A 24055-nucleotide genomic window follows, 5' to 3' on the forward strand; every position below is an offset into this window, starting at 1 on the left:
AAAGGAGAAATGAGAATTGCAGACTAATTTTGATAACTTGATTCGCTATTTTAATTCTGCTCTGGGAATGTTAGAACTTGAGCCAGATTCTCAATTGAAAAAAGATATAATTTCTATCTGTGAATATCTGAAAAATTCCTCTTTTAAAATTGCTGTTTTTGCTCCATTTAATTATGGCAAATCTACTTTGCTCAATGCTTTTTTAGGTCAAAGAACATTACCCATTGATTTAATTCCTACGACTGGAGCTGCAATTTATATAAAATATGGCACAGAGTTACAGACTAAAATTAATCTGAAAGATGGAAGTCAAATTTGTGAAACTGGTACAGATATTCTCAAACAATATGCAGTTTTAGATGATAACCGTCGCATGAGGGATGATGTGACTTCAGTAGAAGTTTATTGCCCTCATCCTTTCTTGAAAAGAGGAGTTGAATTTTTAGATTTACCAGGAACAAATGACCGGGAAGCTCAAGATATTTTGGTGCAGGACAAATTGTTAACTGCCGATCTAGTAGTACAGGTTTTAGATGCCAGAAATTTGATGACTTTAGGAGAGCAAGAAAATCTCAGAGATTGGTTGTGGGAAAAAGGTATTAAAACAGTAGTTTTTGTCGTTAATTTTATGAATTTACTCTCCTCAGAAGAGCAAACAGAAGTTAACAATAGAATACGGTTTCTGGCAGAAAGTTTTCGCTCAGAACTACCAAATAATATTAGTAACTTATATCGAGTTGATGCTTTGCCTGCTTTGCGGGGTCGCTTAAAAGGTGATGTTTCTGTGGCGCAAACAACGGGTTTAGTAACTTTTGAATCTGCTTTACAAAATATTGTTGAAACTGATGGGAAAAAGATAGATATTCAATTGCCAAGAATACAGGCGATCGCTTTTCAGTTATGTCAAGTTATGGAAGCTAGTGCTAAGGAAGTGACTAAAGAGTTAATTGCTATTCAAGAGCGGAAAAGTGAAAAATTTGAGATTCAAAAGCGGGCAGAAAAATTAATTAAACAAGGCTTTCAAAAAAGTAGTTCAAATTTCCAAAGTTGGCTATATTTAACTAAACTTTTGGAGCGCCATCAATTTGAATTGGCTATAGTTTTGGAACAAAGAACTTTTAATATTTGGGAGTCGGAAAAATTTCGACCAGAAGCTCTGAAATATAAACAAGAAATTACCGAATGGATAGATAAAGCTTGTGAGTTTTTTCAACAAGAAGAACCAGCAGAATTAATTATCACATTTCCTGAAGCTCCTAAAGTCTTTTTGCCATCCCCACCCCCATCAGAAACCAAAAAATCAGGGGGGGTAAAAAATATAGCGATCGCCACTGGAATAGGTTGGTTATTAGGAGGTCCGATGGGTGCTGCAGTTGCTGGTGGTGCTACCTATTTTTTAAGCGATAATCAACAGAATAAATCACAAAATTTAGATAGTTATCAGCAACAGGTAAAACAAGCTTATGCTAATGCAGCTAGAGATTATTTAAGTCGTTTTAGTGCTGTAGCTCTAAAAGCAGTTGAGAAATATGAAGAAAAAGCAGAAAAAGTGATTAAGGTTCCTGTTAGTCAGCAGTCACCGGAGGCGATTAAGTTAAGAAATAAATTACAGTTATTGAATAATTTATCGGCAGAAATAAATCAAGAGTTGGATTTTTTAGCTGGTTAAGACATCGGAATATTTTGATGGAAATCTAGGTAACTAGACAGTGCAAAGTTCTGGGAATAACTATTGCTAGTCAAGGGTTTCACGGACTCAAGGTTAAAAATTCTCCATTCACAGAGCGTAGATGCTGTAAACCTTTCCCAGTAACACTTTCAATCTTGAGAGCCAACTGTTTTTTAGCAGAACTTTGTACTCTCCAGTAGGTAACAACTCTATTCAATATAATTATAGATATAGCAGTCTTATTTGAATTGTGAGAGATTGTAGATTTTTAGGGAACAGGGAATATCTTCACTGGGAAAAGGGAAGAAAGAAAAGAACTGTATCTTATCAATATGATCACCGTTAGATTTTAGACTTTTCAGAAATAGTCAAATTCTCAAATTTGATTCGGCCTTGCTATATATAGGTTTTGGTTGGTTTCTGTTAGCACTTAATCCAACCTTATATATGATATGAAATCCGGTTATACAGTTATCACACTTTCTACTTCCATTCAATGCAGACATAAAATGCTGGAATATCCCCAGATAATTCCCACTCTCATCTTTCCTTTCTCCTGACTCGGTCCTCCGCTCATTATAGGATAACTAATTATCCGGAGACTATATTAGGAGAAATAGTAGACCATATTTATCTTACTTTTTCCTTCTCCATACCACAAAATAGTTAATCTATCAATCTGCCGAAAAATTAGGCGAGGAATATTAGTCATTCATGGTAAAAGAACTGAAGAGTCTTTGCCTCTCAAAACAACGAGATTGTAGGTATTTGGAGCTTAATTTTTTAAAAAAGTAATAAATATCCTTTGGATTATAATATTATTTAGAATATCACAAAACCTAGCTTAAGTGCTAAAAATATTGAAACCTCGTTAAGTTAATCAGAGAAATTTTCCGATTTTTTGTCATCAACCCCTGACAAAATTAAAAATTTTCAAACTAAAAGACTAAAATTCATAACTAAAACTTAAGGATAAACCTAAATTTGTGAGATATGGCAATTTTTGTAGCGATCGCTTAACAAGCAAGATATTTCCTACAAAATATAATGACTAATTATTCAGGCATAACTTCAAACATCAAAGAAATAGACATTACCAAAACCCTCCAATACTTAGCTAGTGGTTTAGTGGAGTGGGAAAAGTTAGATTTGGATAAGCACAATGAACTTCCAAAAGCTCTCCCCATTGGAATGTCGAAAATATTGGCAATTTCAATTTTAGAGGGAGAAACTACATTTTCTTAGTCGATAATCTCAATTATGTCGGAAATATTAGGGAATTGAAAAATGCAACTTATTTACTGGTAAATCGACATCTCAGTAACTTGAGAAACACTATAGCTGTATTAATGGTGCGAGTTAATCCTATTATTGGAGAAGTAGAATTTACTACCCCTAACTTATGGCAGAACAACTGAAAATGGGTATCATCTTGGGACATTTACCAAATTTTTTTGACGGAAAAATGGGAGTAAAATTCCACTAATATAGAAGAGTTAGAAATAGATAATCAACACCAAAGTTTAGTTAACAATTTTATTGGTAAAGCTTTAAAAGATTGTTTGTACACAAACATTGGAGATAATTCTCAACCCCATGTTTTATTTATGTTAGAAGCTCAAAATTTTAGTAGTATCCTGAAATGGTTAACTAATCCTAATTTACCTTCAGGAAAATTGCCTCAATAAATTCAGCGAAATTTGCGAAGACAGGCAGACCATAACAGATTATCAATTGTGAGAATTCGTACTTATAAAAATCAATAAGCTCCTGTGTGGTCTGTGGAAAATAAACCAGGAAGTCGAGCCAGTGATGTATAGCACTGTGCGCAGGCAACAGGCAACAGCTCCGGAAGGCAACAGCTCCGGAAGGGGGAATAAAAAACCTATAATATAAGACTTTTAGCTATTGGACACCTCTTGTAATTTGTAAATATGCCAGCGCACATTGCTATATTTACTTGGGATGATGTTTGTGATGAAAATAACGGGACTTTGATATTTGTTAGACTGAAAATGGCTTCAAACTCAACCGTAGGAATGAAAACACGTTGCTCTAGCTAAAAATGGCTCAAATCTAGATATATCAAGAAATAGGCTTTTTTGACGTTAAAGCATTACACAGCAAGGGTTTAAAACTATTTTTAAGGCATTTTTTGCTAAAGTCCCGATAATCAATCTATCTACTTCAGTTTAAGAAAAGGTTTAAATACAGAACAAGATGTTCTAAAAATCAAAGAGTCTCGACTTGATAAGGGTAAGAAACTAGTCGGAAATCTTCCACTTTTAGAAATAGCAATTTTGGTATTACTTGAATTTTTGCTGGCGGGATAACTATTGTTAGTGAGTCTTAATTTGGAATTAAATTTTCGGAAATATTGTCAATTTTTTTAGTTTGGATTGAATATTTTGAAAAGCCGTAGAGACCTGGAAATTATGGCAAAATATAAGGGAAAAGAAGAAAGGGAAAAATAAAGGAGACAATTAATCTCGATCGTGAAATCTAAAAATTATATTCAGATGTAGAAATAGTTACTAATGATTGGAATTCAATCTTTTGATTTGGTATTTCATATCATACATAGGGCTTGCTGATTAAATATCAAAGCATTGACTGATATTGGTTTGTAGCATTTTTTTGTCTAAAAAAGTGTCAGCTTTTCGGTGGCAAGAGCTGCATAAAGCTAGTATTTTGGGACGATTATGGCAGAAAAATCACTCTTACAATTTTTCCGACTACCTTCTCTATAATTCCCATTTATCCTGACTTCTGACTTCTGACTCTGTCCTCCTGACTCCTGCCTCTACCAAAAGACTTTATTCAGCAAACCCTACATACATATAACAGGGAACAGTAGGAAAAACATTTATCTTTATTCGCTTCATCATCAGCATCAGTCAAACGCCAACTCGTTCGCGTCTTATAATATAATGCTAAAAATGTAAGAAAGCCTGAGCCATGCAACTTAGCATTGGTGTCAGGCTTTAGGTACTAATCTTGCATACTTCTTTGAAACTCTTCATAACTTGCGCCATCTGGCATTATGACTCCCTGGAGAGCTACTCCATCTATACTCAAATTGGAAATATTAGCACCCAAAAGACTTGCTTCATTTAAGTCTGCAGCACTCAAAATAGCTTCTGTCAAATCAGCTCTCATTAAACTTGCTCCAATTAAATCTGCTCCTGCCATATCTGCTCTGGTAAGGTTAGCTCCAATTAAGTCTGCTTCATTAAGAATAGCGCGTCGGAAATTCACGCCATATAAGTTGGCCCCGTGCAAGTCTGTTTCACAGAGTATAGCTCTTGAGAGGTCAGCATTAATCATATTAACTTGACTAAAATTAGAACGACTTAAGTCTGCTCTGGTAAGTTTTGCTCCTGTTAAGTCAGCTTTGTTGAGTTTAGCTCCTGCCAGAATAGCTCCAGATAAATTGGCCCCGCTTAGATCCGCTCCAATTAGATTAGCTCGACTAAGATTAGCTTTGGCCAGATTTACTCGACTGAGATTAGCCCGACTAAGGTTAGCACCGATTAAGTCTGCTTCAAAAAAATTAGCCCCTTCTAATTCAGCTTCTAGCAAATGTACTTCATGTAGATAAACACCACTGAAATTTCTTTCTCCTCTTGCGTACTGCCTTAATAATTCGTCTATTTTCATAATATGTTCATCAAAACTTTTCTTTGAAATATACTCCCACCAGAATAGATAAACAGGATATTATGCCAATTTGATCAATATTTGCTACAAATAGTTAGGCTATTTCTTAGGAGTCAACCCACCCCTCGCCCCTCCCCCTCCCAGGAGGGTAACTCAGGAGTCAGGAGAACCGAGTCAGAATGAATTGCTTCAATACCAGTTTTGAGGTCGTAAATTCTCTTTTTTGTCAAAGGGAAATTTACTCCAAAATCTTTTTATTGCACTTATTATTCAAACACATTCTTTTTTCAAATTGGTATTATACCAGGAGGAAGAAGGAAAAATCTGGCTTTGTCTGAGTTTTAATATTTTGATATGTCCTAACCTTTCCTTCAACTGCTATGTATCAAATTTCACGCATTTTTGCTATATCTTCTTGAGAGCAGGGAGTAGATACATAACGAATAAGATATGTTTATTTTATAAAAATAATTGCTAAAAACATTACCGAATAATTAAGGTTTAAAACCTCTCCTTTAAAGGAGAAAAAAGCGGTTGAGGGATGGCGTTAGCGGAGCGGGTCTGTAAGAACGGGTCTCCTCGCCATATCCAATCAACCAAGACAGCGGTCGATCTTCGCAGCTTCCCGAAGGGTGGGATGGCGAGGTCTCCTCGCCATATCCAATCGACCAAAAGAAGAAAAAATTTTCACGCTCCGCGTCAATGCTCTTCTTTTCAAGGAGAGGTAATTGTTAATTATTAATTATTAATTATTAATTGTTGAATGAACCTTACTTATTAGTTAATAACTGAAGTGTTCAATAAATATAGAATTATTTTGAAAAATTGGTATTATCTATTAACAGTGTCTGTCGCCGACGGGGGTCGAACCACTATTCCCTAAAACCATAAAACTTTGTATCTTATCAACTCGAAAACTGCTGTAGTTACTTTGATGATTCAAATTTATTTTGCTTTCATGTTTTTCTACTGGTATTCAAATGTTAATTCAGAAATTTATCAAAATAATTGGGTTGCACAACCCCGCCTTTTAAGGCGAAATATTTTTGGAGAGTTGATCAAATCCCCGTTACAAAAATAACTTCTGTACGTCGCCAATCCGACAGCTCCCCTATCTGACTTCTGACTTCTGACTTCGTTAAGCCAAGTCCAGTCGAACAAATAAATTTATAATTTTCTCTATTTCTTGTTTCTCTTTCCCTTTGTTTTATCAAAGCTATGCTTCTTTTGCTGGTAGATTTTAAGTGTCGAACAAATAAATTTATAATTTTCTCTATTTCTTGTTTCTCTTTCCCTTTGTTTTATCAAAGCTATGTTTTTTTCACTGATAGATTTTAACTGTAGAAAACAGTTGCCATTCAATTAGGTTAAAAATCCCACATTCAGTCACGCTATCTGCAATGATTTCTGTTTTAATCCCCTAAAAATTAAATCTAAAATATGATTCAATTTCATAATTTAATTTCATAGATTATCTGAAGCTTTCATAAGGAAACTTACCTTTTTCAGAGTCAAACCACTGATGCAAAAGTTCAGTATTTTCATCACTCGCAATAGTAGTATCAACTAATTTATCCCAATCTGGATTTTGTAATGGCAAAATACAACCATAATTTTCAAAAGTAAAAGGAATTTTAGGTATTAGTTCAAACTCACTAATAGTTTTATTTTGTTGCCGAATTTCTCCTAGTAATAAAATTCCATCACTAGCAACAGCATCAATTTTACCATCATCTAATTGACTAATACCTTCAACTCTGTTGGAAAGTGACTGCCAATTTGCATTGGGATAAATAGGGCGAAATTCTTCATCAGTAGTTGATCCTGCTAAAAATCCTATGGATACTTTTCCAGTAGTACCTTTCATGGGGTCAAATCTTTCTACATCTGTTTTTCTTACTAACAATTGAATGCCTGTAGTAAAAAAAGGAATAGAAAAATCTACTATTTTTTCTCTCGCATTATTAATAGTTGTAGCAGCACAGACAATATCTAATTTTCTATCTTGGATTAGTTCAAAACGGTTTTCTAGAGATACTTCTTGCAATTCTAACTTGATTGATTTACCAAGTTCTTGTTCTAGACGTTGATGAATTAATTTAACCAATTCAACAGAATAACCTTCTAATTGATTGGTTTCACTACTAATATAGCTAAAAGGAACTGCATCACTTCTAAATCCTGCTTTTAGTACCCCCGTTTGTTGAATTTTTTCTAATACAGTTTTTTCTACAGTTTCTTCTATAGTTTCTGCTAAACTTATGAGAGGAAAACTGATTAAAAATATGGTGATTAAGAAGGAAGAAGGAAGAAGGAAGAAGGAAGAAAATAACTGGAACATCAAAATTAATGAACTGATAATTTAAGTATTTATGTAGAAAAGTTGGCTTTTTGATAAGTATTTTATCTGAGATAAAAATCTCATACTAAATTATACCATACTTGACAATCAAATTTCTTGATAATTGGTAACAATTTGCTATTTAAGTAGGCATTAAGATGAGAAAATCACCAAAAAACTGCTGAGGAGATAATACAATGGCAAAGGTGATTTTTTATGAAAAACCAGGCTGTAAAAATAACACCAAGCAAAAAACTTTGCTAGAAGCAGCGGGTCATCAATTAGAAACTCACAACCTGTTGAAAGAAACTTGGACAAAAGATAATTTGCGTTTATTTTTTGGCGATCGCCCGGTAGTAGAGTGGTTTAACAAAGCTGCTCCAAAAGTTAAGTCTGGAGCAGTAATTCCCGAACAAACTGATGCTGAAACTGCTCTAACAATGATGCTGAATGACCCATTACTTATCCGTCGTCCTCTAATGCAAGTGGGCGATCGTAGAGAAGTGGGATTTGATGTAGAAGTTGTGAATAACTGGGTTGGTTTACAACCTGTAGATGAAACCCAGAGGGAAAAAAGTGAGGAGTTGATGGCTCAAGACTTACAAACTTGTCCAAATAGCCATCACCACTAGAATCTAACAAAGTCTATTTTTACTGATAAATTTGCTTAGGAATGAGGATTCAATAAAGTCCAGATTTTTTTTTGAATAACTCATATAATAGGGAATTTGGATAACTCAACTTGTGTAGATAATAAAATTCTCATTCCTTAATCTCTCGTTAGATATCGTTAGAAAATTTTCTAGCGGGAGATATTTTTCATAGCAATTTACACTCAGTTTTTTTGTTTCCCCAATCTTATAAAATGATGATAATTAATTCTTCAGGACTTACACAACAGCACTAATTATAGTGGATATATCTGGGATTACCACCAACTTATACGCTATATATAGCGATACTGCGTAAGTCCTGTTCTAGTATAATTGTTCTTCAAAATCAGTCATAACTCTTAATAATGAAATGTGCTTTTGCTATGCTACCTACTGGCTAATTAAAGGTTTTGGTCTAGCAATTCCATAACCCTGAGCATAATCAACACCTATTTCTTTCAACTTTGCTAAAATAGCCTCATTTTCCACAAACTCCGCAATTGTTTCCATCCCCATCATATCACCAATATGATTAATAGCCTCCACTATTTCATAGTTAATCGGATTATCCATCATATCTTTAATAAAAGAACCATCAATTTTGATGTAATCTACAGGCAAATTTCTTAAATAACCAAAAGATTACATCCCACTACCAAAATCATTTAAAGCAAACTTACAACCTAACTCCTTTAGAGAGCGAATAAACATCTCCGCTTTCTTTAAATTAGTGATCGCCAAAGTTTCTGTCAGTTCAAAACAAATCATTTGAGGTCGTACTTGATGAGAGTCAAATTGCTGATATAAAAATTCAACAAACATCTCATCATTAATACTAGAGTTGTCGCTAAATAGATAGAAAAAATCGCTCAAATTAAGACACAGTAGTAATTCCATACGTTTTGCACTGGAATTGCTAAAATCCTTACATGATAAGGGTTTAGCAGTTTTTTATAGTTATAAAGCGACAAGTCTACTATCACCAGAAAGATTGATAGTATACAAACAGTCAAATTTCTTTACTTCTTGAAAACACTGTTCTCAATATGCAAAAACATGGCTCACTAGCTAGGGATCGATTTGATTCATCACATTATAACGTTCTGCTACCGGAATAAAAGCCATAGGGGAAATAATCTTCCCAGAGCGATCTCGCAAGCGTAAAAGTATTTCTCTATGTTCCCAAACAGAATCAGTTTCTATCAAAGGTATAATAGATTAATAGTACAAACAAAAGCCATTGTCCTCTAAAGCTTGAGGAATTTTCACTGCCCACTTAATCTGATTGCGCTGTCTGACTAACTCATTATCATTTACTTGATAAACATGAACTTGATTCCTACCCAAATTCTTTGCAGCATAGAAGGCACTTTGAAGTTTGTATGTAGAATTTCTGATTAGATAATAAAAATTTGAGAAATAAATCTTGCTAGATTGATAATATTTTTCTTCTAACTCTAGAATCACAATACCATTGTAACGATGAATAATCCCATCCAAAAATGTATCTCCTTCTGCAAAAAATGAAAGTATTAAAGCTTGTTTTTAAGGTTTATTTAGATGATTCAAAGGTTTTTGACTAGGTACGCCAATTGGACGAGGATAATTGCTCGAAGTTTTATTTACTTTCTGCAAATATATACAATGACGAATACTGTTAGTTAAGGGAGTCTTAAATTCTTCAATAGTATGGATTTTTCCTCCCAAAATTTTCACAACTTCTAGCAAATTAGCCTGTTCATCAGTTGTAAAATTTCCCCGATATAAAATTGCTATACCACCTATTTTTAACATTGGCAAAGCATATTCAGCACAAACTATTGTAGGTGCAACAGCTCTTAAAAGAGCAATATCGTAAATTTCTCTGTGTTTAAACATTCGACCAATTTGTTCAATTCTGTTAGTTAAAGTTAAACAATTTTTAATAGCTAAATCTACTAGAATAGTATCAATCAAATTAACTTTTTTCCTTGTAGAATCTAGTAATGTAACAGTATTTTGAGGTAAACTAATAGCAACTGGTAATCCTGGAAAACCTGCACCAGTTCCAATATCAATAACCTTTTTTTCTTCTTGGGAGTTTATCTTATTTTCTAAGATAAATTTAATCCCTCTGAGGGAATCCCAAAAATGTTTTTCCCAAAAATCTTCTGGGCTAGTAATTCTAGTTAAATTTAACTTTTCATTACCAATAAGAATCAACTGATAAAGTTGCTGAAATTGCTGGTGTTGTTCTGCTGTTGGTTGCCAATTTAATGTTTCCTGCCAAAGAGAATTCATTTCTGGCAATATCTGGGTATTATCATCATTCATTTTACTTTTGACTACTATTTTATAGAAGGAAAAGAGTCTGATATTATATCATGTGCCCCCTCCGGGGGAACTACGCTATCGGTTGAATACTTATAAATAACTGTTGTGATGAGTCAGGATTCAGGTAGGGGAGACATCGGATTGGCGACGTACAGGGGTAAGGAGGGAAGAAAGAAGAAGAAAGAATAAAGAGGAGGAAAAGGAGAAAGTTTTTTTTCACTAATTATCCAAACATGATATAACCGGATTTCATATAATCATAGAAAAACAGAAGAAAGTAATCTCTAGTAGCTCCTGAAATCTATTTGTTCTACTTGCAATTATGTATTATAAGTGATGAATTAAATTTAGTATTATTTGAATGTAGATAAAAAGTCTAAAAATATTACTCCTATTCCCTATTCTCTGTTCCCTTACATTTAATTTTTCACATAGCTGACGGTCGTTATCAGAAACATTAGGATTAATATGTAAATAATCACTCACCCAACTACAACCTTTCTCCAACAAATCATCCAATGCCAAATTCCACAAAATAACTAACAGTGTTATCTCTGCTACCTGAAACTAACAATTTACCATCAAGACTAAAAGTAACACACATGACACTATCCCCATGGCCTCTCAAAGTTTTCAACAAAGTTCCATCATCATCATCATTAAAACTCCATAATTTCACTTTACCATCATAACTAGATGAAGCAATTACCTGACCATCAGGACTCAAACTAATACTGGTTACACTAAATCACTAGAACCTTTTAAAAAAGTTTTCAATAACTCACCATTTATACTCCAGGGTTTAACTGTATTATCATAACTTGCCGTAGCGATCGCCTGACCATCTGAGCTAAAACTTACTCCCAACACCCAATTATCGTGAGCAGGAATAGTTTTTAGCAGCTCACCATCTTGAGTCCATAGTTTTACAATACCATCATCACTGGCAGAAGCAAGCATTTTGCCATCGGGGCTGAAACTAACACTATTGACCCATTTTTTATGACCAACTAAAGTTTTAAGTAATTTGCCTTTGCGGTTCCACAACTTGACTGTTTTATCTTTATTACCAGAAGCAATAATTTGATTGTTCGGACTAAAACTTACACTCATTACACTATCAGTATGCTCTATGAGATTAACATTCTTAGAGATAGGATAAACAGAATGATAATTTATCTTCTTATCTTCCAATTCCAATCAACACAAATATTTCTGATATCCGCTGAACAACATTGTAGTCTGGTTGCAACTCTTGCCTGACGACCTGGGGTGATGTTAGTCAAACTAATATAGTTTCCTTCTTCAAAAGATTGATTTATCAAAAAATTGAACTGTGGTAGTGGGACTTACACAAAATAAAGCCAGAAAATAGGATCAAATATAGATGGGCAGAGGCTTTTACGTCAAAAAGGCATAAATCCTGAATAACCAGGGGTTCTAGCCATTTTTAAGGCATCGATGTAATTCCCTTGTCTAGACTGAATTTGATGCATTTTTCCTACGATAAAATGTCTAAGTACCAGTAGTAGGGTAAAATTCTTGGGAACCTGATACTAATATTTTACTATCAGCACTGAAGCTGACTGCTGTTACCTGATCGCTATGACTTTTCAGATTCAAGGGTTTAATTTCTGCTTGCTGAAGATTCCATATTTTAACTGTGCGATCGTGGGAAGCAAAAGCTAGATATTTTCCATCTGAGCTAAAACTAATTCTGCTTACACTATCTGTATGACCTTCTAATGTCTTTTCTAATTTGCCATGGTGCGTCCACAACTTAATAGTTTTATCTACACTAGCACAAGCAATGTTTTCCTATGCGTTGAAGTTCAATGTTAGCTCGTCCGAGTAATTCTTGATTGATTGATTCTAGAATGGTGCTGGTTCGTGGTTCTAGATATTGTCTTAATTGAGAACGTAGTTTGGGAGAATCTTTAGTTTTAGCAGTAATTTTGGCAATACCAACAGATACTTCTGATATTTCCGTAAATAATTTTTGGAAGTAGCCTGGTTTTAGTTTGATGTTGACTTGCTCTATATTTTCGCTGACTTGACGAGCGATCGCCAGTAAAATATCACTAATATCTACATCCCCCATATCTAAGTCTTCAGAGGATTCAAAGTAAACAATATGATATCCTTGTCTTTCTAGTTTATCTTTCAGTCTAAATAGTTCAGTGGACTTGCCACAACCGATGTGCCCTGTAAATAGTTGACAAGTTGGCTGATTTCCAGATAGTAGTGTTATTGTTCTTTCTAATTCTTGAATAATGTCACTACCTCTAAACACTCGCAAAATCTATGTAATATTTTCATCTTCAGGATGTCCTACTATGAGGGTCTTGGTAGGGTTACAGGACTTGTAAAATTTAATTAAGTCAAGAGTTTCTAACACAGTTTTTCCCATAACAAAAAAAAAGACGACATTATATATTACTTAACTATGTCATTCTCTGGAATTTTTTGGCTATGGGCAAGAGGTACCTCAGCCTCTAGGTGCTTAGAGCTGATTTATAGAGTAAATATTAAGAGGCTGAATTTCTTACAGGACAAAGGTTTTACCGATTGTAGGCCAGTAAAGTAGAAATTTATGAGACCTAGATAGCATAAGAGTTTTCCTGCGGAATGCTGCGCAAACAGCTCAGTTAATAAATCAGCTCTTAAGCCTTAATAGATAGTAATAATTTTAGGGAAAATTGAGTATACAAATAAACAGAACAGAAAATCAATTAGATATTTTTTCTATCTAAAATTTGATTAATTAGTAAAAACATCTACTGGTGTAGAAATTTTTGTATATATTTAAAAGTTATGATTTATAACTACATAAATCTCTATAAATTATCAATCATCGGCGACCATTTAACTTTTACCTGCTTGCTGAAAATCTCAAATATCTCACAACTAAAATAATATTTGTATAAGTGATTAAATCGAAATGATAATTGTGTAGGGTGGCATTAAAAATATTAACTAATTAGTGAGTAAATAAATATAATGGCTAATGGTATTGCATCGGTTTCTCGATCAGATTTGTCAAGTCGGCGACAAACATTGCTGCGTCAAAGACGATTAAGATTAGTAGTTATAATATGGCAAATACTAGCAGTTGGTGGTTTAGCAGGAACTTTGCTCTGGGCAATTACTCAGCCAATTTGGCTCATAACTAAACAGGAACAGTTAAGTGTAGAAGGTAATCAATTACTTTCAGACCGAGCAATATTATCTCTAATTCCTTTAGAGTATCCTCAGTCTCTTTGGAAAATTAAACCACAGGTAGTAGCTAAAAATTTAGAGTCCCACGGCCCAATTGCCCGGGCAAAAATTAGTCGGCAGTTATTTCCTCTCAGTTTAAAGATTGAGATTACAGAAAGACGTCCTGTGGCAATTACTCAACTGAAGAGTAAAGTAGGTGCTGGTAACTCACAAAAAATGGGGTGGTTAGATGCCGAAGGGAATTGGATACCCCTAGAAAGTTTTTCTGCTCTAGAAAGAACTCAATCTTTACCTACTCTAAAAGTAATTGGTTTTACTGAACAGTATCGTAAATATTGGCATCTGCTATACCAAAGCCTAAGTCTTAGCCCTGTTAAAGTGTTCGAGATTAATTGGCAGGATCCAGGAAACTTAATTCTAACAACTGAACTGGGAATAGTTCATCTAGGACAGTACAGTTATCGATTTAGCGAACAATTAAATGTTCTAGACCAAATGCGAGAATTACCAAATAAAATTGATGCTCGCCGAATTGCCTATATCGATCTGAAAAATCCAGAATCTCCTTTAATCCAATTACCAAATAAATCTAGAGGAATTAAAATTCAGTCGAATTAAATCGACAATAATTTCAAAGTATATTAAAATCTTGCCTTTAGTTTTAGAAAAAATCCAAAGTAAATTTAATTATATGTCCTTCCAATTTTTAAAGTTGCAAATTGAAATCTCCAAAAAAACAGAAAAATTAAATTAGAGACGTTCAATCATTAGTTAAGTTCCCAATAGAGAAAAACTAATAAATATTCTGAGTTTGTTGGGTTATAATCCAACAAGATTCGGCAAGAAGTCCCCCGTTATCATCTCCGATTTAACGGGAAGGGAATTGCCTATGGTAAATTAAACAGGTGTCGATTGATGTTCAAATATAGCAGTAATAGAGTAGTAGAAAAATTATGATAATTACTCATTGCTACAAAATTAAGCCCACTTGTGAACAGTCAGCCAAAATTGATTATTGGCTAGAACTTTTACGAAGGCATTGGAATTACGCCCTAGGCCAAAGACTAGACTGGTTGAATAGAACCAGATGTCAAATTGACCCTTGCTCAATAGTGTCATGTCCTATTGCTGAGATTCAAGAGTTGCCAGATTATTATTTTCAGCAATCAGCACTTAAACAGACAAAAAAGCTATTTCCTGACTACAAAGAAATCTCCATACGAAGTCCAGCAAGTTAATTTGCAAAGACGTAGATAAAGCTTGGAAGCGTTGGTTAATACCTGATAAAACTGGTAAACGTCGAGGACGACCAAGATTTAAAAAATCAGGTAAGTTAAGGTCATTTTGTTTCAGTAGAGTTAATCATCCGCTCATCAGTAATTAAATTTGATGGTAAGCAAATAATTACTACGAGGTTTTGTGCTATTCCTGTGATAGTTCATAGACCTATACCAGATGGGTTTGTGATTAAAACTGCAACTATAACTAAAAAAGCTGATAGTTATTATATAAGTTTAAGCTTAGAAGAGCACCCTCCCCTAACCCCTCCAGGGAGGGTAACTGAAGGGGTGGGTTTAATTCCTACAGATAATATTAAGACTGCTGTAGGTATTGATTTAGGCTGAAAATAATTTTTTACTACTAATACTGGTGAGACTATTTCTGTGCCGAATTTTTATAGAAAATCTCAATCTAATTTAGCCAGAAAGCATAGAATTGTATCTAGAAAAGAAATGGAGTTAAATAACTGGAAAAAGGTGCAAAATATAATAGCTAGATTATATCAACATATTGCCAGACAAAGAGAAGATATTGCCAGACAAAACTGCTCATAAATTAGTTAAAGAAAATGACTTAATTGCCGTTGAAAACTTCAAGATTAAAGGTATAGCTAGAAACACGAAACTCTCAAAATCAATTGATGATGTAGGTAAACAATGAATAATGAATAATGAATAATGAATGATATCAAATCCGTTGGCTTCACAGTAGTATAATTCTGTCCATCGTCATACAATCGGTAAGAGCAAATGGCCATTAGCCCCTACAATATAGACTCTGATCTTTAAAGATTAAATAACACCGATTCTACCATATTTGATGTGATTCTTTAATTATTAATAATTAATTATTAATAATTAATTATTAATTATTAATTATTTAAGGTGTTCATGTAATTAAAGTCAACCCGAATCATACCTCTCACTCATTGTAGTAATTGTGGTCAGAAAGTACCATTAACTTTATCAGTTAGAATTCATTCTTGTCCATTATGTAAAATAGTTTTAGATAGAGATGAGAATACTGCAATTAACATATTGTAATAAAACATTAAACGAGGTGGGTATCATCTTGCCTGCTTGTGAAGGCGTAAGACGTTAATCAACCTGTGTTCGTCCAGCGTTGCGCCAGCAGGAGCAAGAAACTTCTTTGTTTGAGAAGCTCCCGTTATTATCTCCGATTTTAACGAGAGATAACTTCACCATACTTTAGAATATGACTAATTAACCTATGCTAAGAGCTATTCTGGTAATAAGGTATAAATTAAATTAAAAGTCAAAAATACTATATATCTACCATCCCCAAAAATGATAGTGAATAATCAACAAGGGGTCAACAGTGAAAGTCCCCAATCCCAAGGACAAGGAAATTTTCCATTACCAAAAAATGTCTCTAATCCCTTTCGCAATAGCTCGGGACTTTATGGAGAACAAAATTATGACCCCAAAGCCACCCCAAAGGAAGAATCTAGGAGTGATGATATTGTGCCAAGTAATACAGCAAAAATTAAAGTAATAGGTGTTGGAGGGGGTGGCGGCAATGCTGTTAACCGAATGATTGCTAGTGAGGTTTCTGGTATAGAATTCTGGACAGTTAATACAGATGCCCAAGCTCTAACCCTGTCCAATGCTCCTAAACGCTTACAACTTGGACAAAAACTCACAAGAGGTTTGGGGGCAGGGGGTAATCCGGCTATTGGCCAAAAAGCGGCTGAAGAATCTAGGGATGAAATAGCTAATGCTTTAGACCACCCCGATTTAGTATTTATTACTGCTGGAATGGGAGGTGGCACTGGTACTGGTGCAGCACCCGTTATAGCTGAAATTGCTAAAGAAGCAGGATCTCTGACAGTGGGTATTGTGACGCGTCCCTTCACTTTCGAGGGAAGACGTCGAATTACTCAAGCTGATGAAGGAGTTGCTGCTTTACAAAGTAGAGTTGATACTTTAATCGTAATTCCCAATAATCGTTTGCTATCTGTAATTAATGAACAAACTCCCGTACAGGAAGCTTTTAGAATTGCAGATGATATATTACGTCAAGGTATACAGGGAATTTCAGATATTATTACTGTGCCTGGGTTGGTGAATGTTGACTTTGCCGATGTACGAGCAGTGATGGCAGATGCAGGTTCGGCGTTGATGGGAATTGGTATGGGGTCTGGGAAGTCTAGGGCAAGAGAAGCAGCAAATATGGCCATTTCTTCTCCTTTACTGGAATCTTCTGTGGAAGGAGCTAGAGGGGTAGTATTTAATATTACTGGCGGAACTGATTTAACGTTACATGAAGTTAATACTGCTGCTGAGACTATCTATGAAGTTGTCGATCCTAATGCCAATATTATTTTTGGGGCTGTAATTGATGAGAAATTGCAGGGAGAAATCAAAATTACTGTTATAGCAACTGGTTTTAGTGGAGAAGCACAAATGAATCCTACCCAGGAAATAGCACAGCCAAGACGGTCGATACCAACTCCAACTCCAACTCCAACTCAAAGCACTGAGAAGCAGAAAAAATTACCAGGATTGGATATTCCTGATTTTCTGCAAAGGCGACGGACTCCACCTACTAATAGATAGATGGTTAAAGCAAGGGCTAATAGATAGATGGTTAAAGCAAGGGAATTTTCTTGATATTGACATCCAGGTCAATTCTATTAATTGTTATATCAAATTTGTTGGTCTTGCACGGCAGTGCAATTTAAAGAAGTTGATTAAGTTAATAGTAGTTTAGTTAGAGGTAAATTTAGGCATTCTTTAGTGGTTAACACGTTTATATAGTGTGGCACTATAGGTTTAACTATAGTTTATAAATGTTATGCAGTATTTGTGCATAAGTTCTATTTATTTAAAAGTAACTACAGACTATTGACTACTGACTACTAAATTTGATAATATGAATAATTTAAAGGCATCAAGTGTTCCTGTTGCTTTGACTATTGCTGGATCTGATAGTGGTGGTGGAGCGGGTATTCAGGCAGACCTGCGTACTTTTGCTTTTCATTGTGTTCATGGTACGAGTGCTTTGACTTGTATTACTGCTCAAAATACTTTGGGAGTAAATAGGGTTGACGCTTTGTCCCCAGAAGCGGTAAAAGCACAAATTCAAGTTGTTGTTACGGATATAGGCGTACAAGCAACTAAGACCGGAATGTTATTGAGTCAGGAAATTATCTTGGCCGTAGCTGAAGAGATAGAAGCTTTAAATTTAAATAAATTAGTAATAGACCCAGTGATGGTCTCCCGTGCAGGTGTTCAGTTGATTGATGATTTGGCTGTGGAAGCTCTACAGAATGTTTTGCTGCCTAAGGCGACTATTGTTACTCCTAACATTTATGAGGCAGAGATTTTTACGGGTTTAGAGATTAATAACCTAGATGATATGCAGATGGCTGCTCAGGAAATTCACATGCTAGGAGCAAAAACAGTTTTAGTCAAGGGGGGAGCCATGAAGAATGAGTTACTAGGAGTAGATGTTTGGTTTGATGGAGCGCAGTTTGAAATTTTAAGGACTGCTACGGTGGAGACTAATAATACTCATGGCACTGGTTGTACTCTCTCGGCAGCTATCGCTGCTAATTTAGCTCAAGGGCAAGATTTATTTTCTGCAGTTAAATTGGCGAAGGATTATGTCACAAATGCTTTGGAGTATGCTTTAGAAATTGGTCTTGGTCAAGGGCCAGTAGGACATTTTTTCCCTTTATTATACCAGAAGTAAGAATGTTTTAGCTATCTATCTCGATCTTGCGAGAAAAATTTAAGAAAAAAATTGGCTAAATGGCTAATGGTTAAGTTGGTAATAGCCATTTCAAAATATACTTAGGGCTTGCTGATTAAAAATCAAAGCATTGACAGATATAAGGTTGTAGCATTTTTTTGTCTAAAAAAGTATAAGCTTTTCGGTGGAAAGAGCTGCATAAAGCTAGTATTTTAGGACGATTATGGCAGAAAAATCAAGGGACAATTTTTCCGACGACCCCCTCTATAATTCCCATTTCTCCTGACTTCTGAGGAGGTCCTCCTGACTCCTACCTCTACCAAAAGACTTTATTCAGCAAACCCTACTTATCTTCTAGAACTCCCTAAGTGATAGTACTGACTATGCTTCCAATTATAATTTTTACTGCTTTCTTTATTTTCTGCCGTAGATCCTCCTGCTTTTGTTACTAAGGAGGATACTTTTTTGGTTTCCTCTGTAAATAGAGGAGTTGAGCTTTTCAACAAGTCTCTTTGTACTGCTGCAAAAGCATGACGTACTACTACCACAATCTCCTTTCTATAATCTTCTTGTGCTTTTTTTGTTTGAAACTTCCAGCCTTCCTGACTAGAAGCATATAAGGGTGGGAGACGATTCAGCGCATAAGTTTCTACATCAACTCGCTTAATATATTTCGCTAACTTTTGAGGTAATAAGGTAATTTGGCGATTTACTTCCTGTGCTACCATATCTTCCATGACATTTAGATATTTCTTTTTAGAGTTAGCATGAATCATTGCATATCTCCTTTTTATTGTTCCAATATTTAACCTACCTAGCTGTTGTACCTCCAACTTTAGGATAAGAATGCTTCTATACTATTAACTTAGTTAACTTAGTTAATTACTTGTATTGACTCAACTTCTTCTATTATTTATTTACAATTTGATGTAACAATTTAGTTACATAAATTATATTTACTCTACATAACAAGAGATACCTAAATATTAAATGTTTAGAGTTAAAATTTAGTCGAGAGAAGGAATCACAATTGCAATTAAGTCTTCTATCCTTTTGATGTTTGGGTTACCAGCTAAATATCCAATACCTCGATGCAAGTGTAGACGAAACTGAGTGGCCAAAGTTTCTCTTTCTATGCCTATTTGATCATTATAACAACGTTGCTTTAGAGCTAATAAAAAGATGTCAGAAAATTCTCCACCGAAAATTCTCCATGTTAATTCTAAATTACTATCAGCAGGGGTTGGTACTAGAGAGGGAATGCTTGATTCTGCTAAAGAGCAACAAAATGCCCAACGACAAAGAATATTCCATTGGTCTATTTTGGTATTACGCTTCAGCTTAGTTAACTGATCTTTAGCTGTTTGAGAAAGTCGTATTCTTTCAATTGGTGGTTCCATTAAAGGTCTTAAAGTTGCTTATTAAGTAAATGTTATGAGTCTGATGATATCACAATAAATTTTGATGATAGACCTGGCGTTGGCCATACAGTATGGTGTAGAAAATTACATATAACTTAATGGAGTTATCGTTAGTTATAATCAACATATTTTTTACTAGATTTTTGTCATCAACAAATTAGATAGTGCTAAACAAGTAATTATTTTTCTTGTATATCTTCGTCATGGGACTTACACGCTCGTAGAGTGATAAAATAGTCTCAAATATATACAGATAGAGATCTTCACGTCAAAAAGGTATAATTCTTTGACTACCAAGGGTTCCAGGCATTTTTAGGGCATTGACGTAATTCCCTTATGCAGACAGATTCTTCCTGCGGAATGCTACGCAAATAGGCATTTTTTGACCATAAAATGTGTAAGTACCACTAATAATTCAAGGAATTTAGCGACTAATATTATTACAGATTTAGAACTGCAAAAAAATAAATTGATTGCATTTTTAGTTCTATTTTTCAATTTAAATTATACTGTTTTTTTGCTTTTAAAAATCTTAAATTAATCATAATAAAAATTATAATATATTTCAATATATCAATCTTTTTTGAATATATTAAACCATTATAATTTACCAATTAAAATCAGATAAGCCTGTTTTTTTTTAAAGCTTGATAAAGCAATTGATGCGGTATTAAAATAGCATTTTAACCTGTTTAAAGTATGGTTTTTGAATTTTTATTTCAGCTAATATTTCCGGGATAATTTTCTCTGAAAACCAGAATACTGTAACTTACCAGTATGATAATTTTTATAGTGATAATTATACAAAATAGAGTTGTAAAATAGTCTCAAACATATACAGAAACAGGCTTTGATGTTAAAAAGGCATAAATCCTTAATTACCGAATAATTAATAATTAATAATTAAATAATTCTGGTTTAAAGCCTCCCCTTTTAAAGGAAAAAAAAGCGGTCGATCTTCGCAGCTTCCCGTAGGGTGGGATGGCGTTAGCGGAGCGGCTCTGTCACTCTTAGGGTCTCCTCGCCATATCCAGTCGAACAAGAAAAGAAATAATATTTCCTTATATTCAATCCTCTCAGTTTTAACCAGAGGTAATTATCAATTATCCATTATCAATTATCCATTAATGAACAAGGGTTCTAGGAATTTTTATGGCATTGACGTAATTCCCTTATCTAGACTGACTATCAGCCATTTTTCGACCAGAAAATGTTTCAGTCCCAATAGTATAAACAATTATTTTAAATATCTGTTAAAATCTGCCTATTTAATCAATTGTTGATTATATGTTAATGACAAATATACATAAATTTTTAACTACCCCTATCGTAGATGAAAAATCTTGTAAAGGGGTGATATTTTGGTTTAGCCTTAGCATGACTTTTGCTACAATTTATGCTTTTATGACACTTAAAAAAGCTTTTGCTAGTAGTCTGAGTGTTCAAGATGATGCTAGACAACATATTTTTTGGATGCAGCGTTTTTTAAATCCAGATTTATTCCCTAATGATTTAATTGCTGATTATTTTCAGTCAGTAGCTCCAGCAGGATATACTTTACTTTATAAAAGTGCAGCAATTATAGGAATTAACCCGTTTATCTTTGCCAAAATTATCCCTTTTATTTTGGGTTTAATTTGTACTTACTATATTTTTCAAATCTGTTTAGAGATATTACCAGTACCAATGGCAGGATTTATTGCTGCTTTGGTAATGAATCAAGCTATTTGGATGAAAGATGATGTTGCTTCTGCTACACCTAGAGCATTTGTTTATCCATTTTTTCTGGCTTTTTTATATTATTTACTCCGAGGTTCATTGGTCAGAATGGGAATAGCGATTGCTCTGGTCGGATTATTTTATCCTCAATATGTATTTATCGCTTCTGGCATTCTAATTTTCCAACTAATTTACTGGAAAAATGGCAGGTTTCAGTTATCATCAGAAAAACGGACTTTTCTATTTTGTGGAGTTGGTTTAAGCACGGCATTTTTTGTTTTATTACCCTACGCTTTAAGTTCTTCAGAATTCGGACCTGCTATTAGTCGAGAAGCAGCAATGGAATTAAGGGAATTTTATCCAAATGGGAGGAGTACTTTTTTTCACGTTCATCCAAAAGATTTTTGGTTAACTGGCAAACGTAGTGGAATGTTTCCCAAGTCTTTATTTACTCCAGCTACTCAATGTGCGGGGTTAGTATTACCGTTTTTATTGGCTTTTAAATCTGCTTTTCCTTTAATCAGAAATATTACTAATAGAATTTGGTTGTTAGTACATCTATTACTGTCATCTTTGGCAATGTTTTTCATTGCTCATGCCTTACTTTTTCGGTTACATCTTCCTAGCAGATATACAGGATTAAGTTTCCGCATAATTATTGCTTTGGCAACGGCGATCGCTTTGACTTTAATTATTGATGCTTTGTTTAATTGGGCTGAAAATAGACAAAAGTATTCTGTTAAATTTCAGGGTATTATTTCTTTAGTATTCACAAGTTTAATTATGGCATCTCTGTTGTTATATCCTGCTTTTGTTAAAGGCTTTCCTCTGGTGAAGTATAAAGTGGGTAGAGCTACAGATTTATATGAATTTTTTCAAGCACAACCTGAAGATATTTTGATTGCTTCTTTGGAGGAGGAGGCAAATTTATTACCTACATTTGCTCAACGTTCTATTTTGTTGGGTAGGGAATATGCTATTCCTTATCAAGTTGGTTATTATAGTCAATTTCGGCAACGAACTATAGATTTAATTGTTGCTCAATATAGCTCAGATTTAACAGATGTGAAAAATTTTATTCAAAAGTATGGAATTGATTTTTGGATGTTACACCGTGGTAGTTTTACGCCAGAATATGTTGAGGATAATAGTTGGTTAATGCAATATGAATCTGCACAGGAAGCGGTGACTTTTTTGCAGTTAGGATATATTCCAGCTTTGGCAACAACTATATCTGGTTGTACTGTTTTTCAGAATGATAGTTTATTTGTTTTGGATGCTAATTGTGTTTTGAGGAAGGGAGTAGGGGGTAGGGGAATGGGGGAGTAGTCCAGTAGTAGCGCGTCAAGCTGAAAATGATGTATTAAATTTTTTAGTATAATTCTTGCTATGACTAAGATTTGGATAATTTTCCTAAAACACTATTTCAAGCTTGACGCGCCACTAATGGATTGTTTCACCTAAAATAGTGCATTAGCTTTTTTCGTCACCCCATCCCCCCATCACCCCATTTTCTAATGCAACATTTAAGATGAAACAGTCCACTACAAGATGGCTTACTACTCACAATGCTTAATATCTTTTATAATTTTTAATGAAGAAGGCTAACTAACTACTCTAACTTTTGTAAAAAAGAACCTTCAACAAGTTCAGAATTATCATCAGACCTATAATAAAGTCTTAAAGAATCATCTTCAAATTTAATCACAAGTGACCTTTTTTGCTCACAAGCTTCTATTTGTTCAGTTCGACTATATTCTGTAGAGTCACTGGTAAAAGTATTGCCATTTATATTACCCGAATAACGATAATTAAGTGTACCATATTTTGATTTCAAAGAATGCACAACTAAATTTAACTGTGGCATATAAACTATTGTTTGTTCTCCTTCAATTACTTCAAAATTATCACTGTCACACCCATCATAAAGAAATTTAGTTGTAAAATTACCAGTATAATATCCAGTGTATTTATTTTGTTCTAATACTGCATTAAATTCTCGTCTTAATCTATTAGCTTGATTCTGAAATTTTTCACTATATTTTCTTCTAAGGTTAGTTCA

The 24055-nt window shown here is 34.2% G+C and carries 26 protein-coding genes and 2 pseudogenes; 14 read left to right on the top strand and 14 right to left on the bottom strand.

Features of this window, described 5'->3' with window-relative positions:
- Nucleotides 1-16: 16 nt before the first annotated feature.
- On the top strand, nt 17-1669 hold the full coding sequence (locus F6K18_RS08510; RefSeq protein WP_287520077.1) for a dynamin family protein: 1653 nt from the start codon (nt 17-19) through the stop codon (nt 1667-1669).
- A gap of 79 nt (nt 1670-1748) precedes the next feature.
- Here F6K18_RS08510 and F6K18_RS08515 read toward each other — a convergent pair whose 3' ends face one another.
- Entirely contained in the window at nt 1749-1886 is a 138-nt protein-coding gene (locus F6K18_RS08515) for a hypothetical protein (protein WP_287520079.1), read from the bottom strand.
- Between the two features lie 830 nt (nt 1887-2716).
- Between F6K18_RS08515 and F6K18_RS08520 the strand changes: the two genes are divergently transcribed.
- The 3 genes from F6K18_RS08520 to F6K18_RS08530 all read left to right on the top strand — a co-directional run bounded on the left by F6K18_RS08520 (nt 2717) and on the right by F6K18_RS08530 (nt 3357).
- Nucleotides 2717-2914 carry a hypothetical protein gene (locus tag F6K18_RS08520; RefSeq protein ID WP_287520081.1) on the top strand — a complete coding sequence of 66 codons (198 nt, stop codon included), beginning with the start codon at nt 2717-2719 and terminating at the stop codon, nt 2912-2914.
- A gap of 35 nt (nt 2915-2949) precedes the next feature.
- Nucleotides 2950-3087 carry a hypothetical protein gene (locus tag F6K18_RS08525; protein ID WP_287520082.1) on the top strand — a complete coding sequence of 46 codons (138 nt, stop codon included), beginning with the start codon at nt 2950-2952 and terminating at the stop codon, nt 3085-3087.
- An 84-nt stretch (nt 3088-3171) separates the two neighbouring features.
- On the top strand, nt 3172-3357 hold the full coding sequence (locus tag F6K18_RS08530; protein WP_287520300.1) for a hypothetical protein: 186 nt from the start codon (nt 3172-3174) through the stop codon (nt 3355-3357).
- Nucleotides 3358-4660: 1303 nt separating this feature from the next.
- Here F6K18_RS08530 and F6K18_RS08535 read toward each other — a convergent pair.
- A complete protein-coding gene (locus tag F6K18_RS08535; RefSeq protein ID WP_124142969.1) occupies nt 4661-5329 on the bottom strand; it encodes a pentapeptide repeat-containing protein in 669 nt (222 codons plus the stop codon).
- A 1471-nt stretch (nt 5330-6800) separates the two neighbouring features.
- Nucleotides 6801-7670: an amino acid ABC transporter substrate-binding protein gene (locus F6K18_RS08540; protein WP_287520084.1), complete on the bottom strand. Its 870-nt coding sequence runs from the start codon at nt 7668-7670 to the stop codon at nt 6801-6803.
- Nucleotides 7671-7867: 197 nt separating this feature from the next.
- On the opposite strand from F6K18_RS08540, the gene F6K18_RS08545 reads away from it, so the two are divergent.
- Nucleotides 7868-8302, top strand: a complete 435-nt coding sequence (locus F6K18_RS08545) for an ArsC/Spx/MgsR family protein (protein WP_287520086.1) — start codon at nt 7868-7870, stop codon at nt 8300-8302.
- Nucleotides 8303-8713: 411 nt separating this feature from the next.
- Here the strand turns inward: F6K18_RS08545 and F6K18_RS08550 are convergent.
- The 8 genes and pseudogenes from F6K18_RS08550 to F6K18_RS08585 form a co-directional block, all read right to left on the bottom strand.
- Nucleotides 8714-9220 (bottom strand): annotated as a pseudogene (locus F6K18_RS08550) (EAL domain-containing protein).
- Nucleotides 9221-9391: 171 nt separating this feature from the next.
- Nucleotides 9392-9529, bottom strand: a complete 138-nt coding sequence (locus F6K18_RS08555) for a hypothetical protein (protein WP_287520088.1) — start codon at nt 9527-9529, stop codon at nt 9392-9394.
- A gap of 12 nt (nt 9530-9541) precedes the next feature.
- Entirely contained in the window at nt 9542-9823 is a 282-nt protein-coding gene (locus tag F6K18_RS08560) for a hypothetical protein (RefSeq protein WP_287520089.1), read from the bottom strand.
- 45 nt (nt 9824-9868) lie between these two features.
- Entirely contained in the window at nt 9869-10636 is a 768-nt protein-coding gene (gene rsmG / locus F6K18_RS08565) for a 16S rRNA (guanine(527)-N(7))-methyltransferase RsmG (protein WP_287520091.1), read from the bottom strand.
- Nucleotides 10637-11147: 511 nt separating this feature from the next.
- Nucleotides 11148-11363: a hypothetical protein gene (locus F6K18_RS08570; protein ID WP_287520094.1), complete on the bottom strand. Its 216-nt coding sequence runs from the start codon at nt 11361-11363 to the stop codon at nt 11148-11150.
- An 11-nt stretch (nt 11364-11374) separates the two neighbouring features.
- Nucleotides 11375-11836 carry a hypothetical protein gene (locus F6K18_RS08575; protein WP_287520096.1) on the bottom strand — a complete coding sequence of 154 codons (462 nt, stop codon included), beginning with the start codon at nt 11834-11836 and terminating at the stop codon, nt 11375-11377.
- A gap of 315 nt (nt 11837-12151) precedes the next feature.
- Nucleotides 12152-12415 carry a hypothetical protein gene (locus tag F6K18_RS08580; RefSeq protein WP_287520098.1) on the bottom strand — a complete coding sequence of 88 codons (264 nt, stop codon included), beginning with the start codon at nt 12413-12415 and terminating at the stop codon, nt 12152-12154.
- 34 nt (nt 12416-12449) lie between these two features.
- Nucleotides 12450-13046, bottom strand: a pseudogene (locus F6K18_RS08585) (ATP-binding protein); the annotation flags it as partial.
- A gap of 590 nt (nt 13047-13636) precedes the next feature.
- Between F6K18_RS08585 and F6K18_RS08590 the strand changes: the two are divergent.
- The 8 genes from F6K18_RS08590 (at nt 13637) to thiD (ending at nt 18853) form a co-directional block, all read left to right on the top strand.
- The gene (locus F6K18_RS08590) at nt 13637-14473 is read left to right on the top strand and encodes a cell division protein FtsQ/DivIB (RefSeq protein WP_287520100.1); all 837 of its coding nucleotides are present in this window, start codon (nt 13637-13639) and stop codon (nt 14471-14473) included.
- Nucleotides 14474-14808: 335 nt separating this feature from the next.
- Entirely contained in the window at nt 14809-15093 is a 285-nt protein-coding gene (locus F6K18_RS08595) for a helix-turn-helix domain-containing protein (RefSeq protein WP_287520102.1), read from the top strand.
- 192 nt (nt 15094-15285) lie between these two features.
- On the top strand, nt 15286-15480 hold the full coding sequence (locus F6K18_RS08600) for a hypothetical protein (protein ID WP_287520105.1): 195 nt from the start codon (nt 15286-15288) through the stop codon (nt 15478-15480).
- A gap of 39 nt (nt 15481-15519) precedes the next feature.
- A complete protein-coding gene (locus F6K18_RS36485; RefSeq protein ID WP_353735032.1) occupies nt 15520-15690 on the top strand; it encodes a transposase in 171 nt (56 codons plus the stop codon).
- Nucleotides 15647-15796, top strand: a complete 150-nt coding sequence (locus F6K18_RS08605; RefSeq protein WP_287520107.1) for a hypothetical protein — start codon at nt 15647-15649, stop codon at nt 15794-15796. The genes F6K18_RS36485 and F6K18_RS08605 overlap by 44 nt, the downstream gene beginning before the upstream one ends.
- Before the next feature lie 254 nt (nt 15797-16050).
- Entirely contained in the window at nt 16051-16179 is a 129-nt protein-coding gene (locus tag F6K18_RS37265) for a zinc ribbon domain-containing protein (RefSeq protein ID WP_375341305.1), read from the top strand.
- 264 nt (nt 16180-16443) lie between these two features.
- Entirely contained in the window at nt 16444-17715 is a 1272-nt protein-coding gene (ftsZ, locus tag F6K18_RS08615) for a cell division protein FtsZ (RefSeq protein ID WP_124144939.1), read from the top strand.
- A gap of 316 nt (nt 17716-18031) precedes the next feature.
- On the top strand, nt 18032-18853 hold the full coding sequence (gene thiD / locus F6K18_RS08620; RefSeq protein WP_287520109.1) for a bifunctional hydroxymethylpyrimidine kinase/phosphomethylpyrimidine kinase: 822 nt from the start codon (nt 18032-18034) through the stop codon (nt 18851-18853).
- Nucleotides 18854-19200: 347 nt separating this feature from the next.
- Here the strand turns inward: thiD and F6K18_RS08625 are convergent, their stop codons facing one another.
- Together F6K18_RS08625 and dndE are read right to left on the bottom strand one after the other, a co-directional pair.
- Nucleotides 19201-19629: a late competence development ComFB family protein gene (locus F6K18_RS08625; RefSeq protein ID WP_124144937.1), complete on the bottom strand. Its 429-nt coding sequence runs from the start codon at nt 19627-19629 to the stop codon at nt 19201-19203.
- Nucleotides 19630-19860: 231 nt separating this feature from the next.
- Nucleotides 19861-20253 carry a DNA sulfur modification protein DndE gene (dndE, locus tag F6K18_RS08630; protein ID WP_287520112.1) on the bottom strand — a complete coding sequence of 131 codons (393 nt, stop codon included), beginning with the start codon at nt 20251-20253 and terminating at the stop codon, nt 19861-19863.
- Between the two features lie 1308 nt (nt 20254-21561).
- On the opposite strand from dndE, the gene F6K18_RS08635 reads away from it, so the two are divergent.
- Complete coding sequence (locus F6K18_RS08635; protein WP_287520115.1) at nt 21562-23322, top strand: hypothetical protein; 1761 nt, start codon at nt 21562-21564, stop codon at nt 23320-23322.
- Between the two features lie 283 nt (nt 23323-23605).
- Here the strand turns inward: F6K18_RS08635 and F6K18_RS08640 are convergent, their stop codons facing one another.
- On the bottom strand, nt 23606-23860 hold the full coding sequence (locus tag F6K18_RS08640) for a hypothetical protein (RefSeq protein ID WP_287520117.1): 255 nt from the start codon (nt 23858-23860) through the stop codon (nt 23606-23608).
- Between the last annotated feature and the right edge of the window lie 195 nt (nt 23861-24055).

Origin of the sequence: Okeania sp. SIO2C2 (assembly GCF_010692625.1) — a bacterium.
GTDB lineage: Bacteria > Cyanobacteriota > Cyanobacteriia > Cyanobacteriales > Microcoleaceae > Okeania > Okeania hirsuta.

Excerpts from the sequence above, each read along its gene's own strand:
- F6K18_RS08540 (WP_287520084.1), bottom strand. The coding sequence starts at position 7,670 with ATGTTCCAGTTATTTTCTTCCTTCTTCCTTCTTCCTTCTTCCTTCTTA.
- dndE (WP_287520112.1), bottom strand. The coding sequence starts at position 20,253 with ATGGAACCACCAATTGAAAGAATACGACTTTCTCAAACAGCTAAAGAT.
- F6K18_RS08535 (WP_124142969.1), bottom strand. The coding sequence starts at position 5,329 with ATGAAAATAGACGAATTATTAAGGCAGTACGCAAGAGGAGAAAGAAAT.
- ftsZ (WP_124144939.1), top strand. The coding sequence starts at position 16,444 with ATGATAGTGAATAATCAACAAGGGGTCAACAGTGAAAGTCCCCAATCC.
- F6K18_RS08625 (WP_124144937.1), bottom strand. The coding sequence starts at position 19,629 with ATGATTCATGCTAACTCTAAAAAGAAATATCTAAATGTCATGGAAGAT.
- F6K18_RS08635 (WP_287520115.1), top strand. The coding sequence starts at position 21,562 with ATGTTAATGACAAATATACATAAATTTTTAACTACCCCTATCGTAGAT.
- F6K18_RS08520 (WP_287520081.1), top strand. The coding sequence starts at position 2,717 with ATGACTAATTATTCAGGCATAACTTCAAACATCAAAGAAATAGACATT.
- thiD (WP_287520109.1), top strand. The coding sequence starts at position 18,032 with ATGAATAATTTAAAGGCATCAAGTGTTCCTGTTGCTTTGACTATTGCT.
- F6K18_RS08545 (WP_287520086.1), top strand. The coding sequence starts at position 7,868 with ATGGCAAAGGTGATTTTTTATGAAAAACCAGGCTGTAAAAATAACACC.
- F6K18_RS08590 (WP_287520100.1), top strand. The coding sequence starts at position 13,637 with ATGGCTAATGGTATTGCATCGGTTTCTCGATCAGATTTGTCAAGTCGG.
- F6K18_RS08595 (WP_287520102.1), top strand. The coding sequence starts at position 14,809 with ATGATAATTACTCATTGCTACAAAATTAAGCCCACTTGTGAACAGTCA.
- F6K18_RS08640 (WP_287520117.1), bottom strand. The coding sequence starts at position 23,860 with ATGCCACAGTTAAATTTAGTTGTGCATTCTTTGAAATCAAAATATGGT.
- rsmG (WP_287520091.1), bottom strand. The coding sequence starts at position 10,636 with ATGAATGATGATAATACCCAGATATTGCCAGAAATGAATTCTCTTTGG.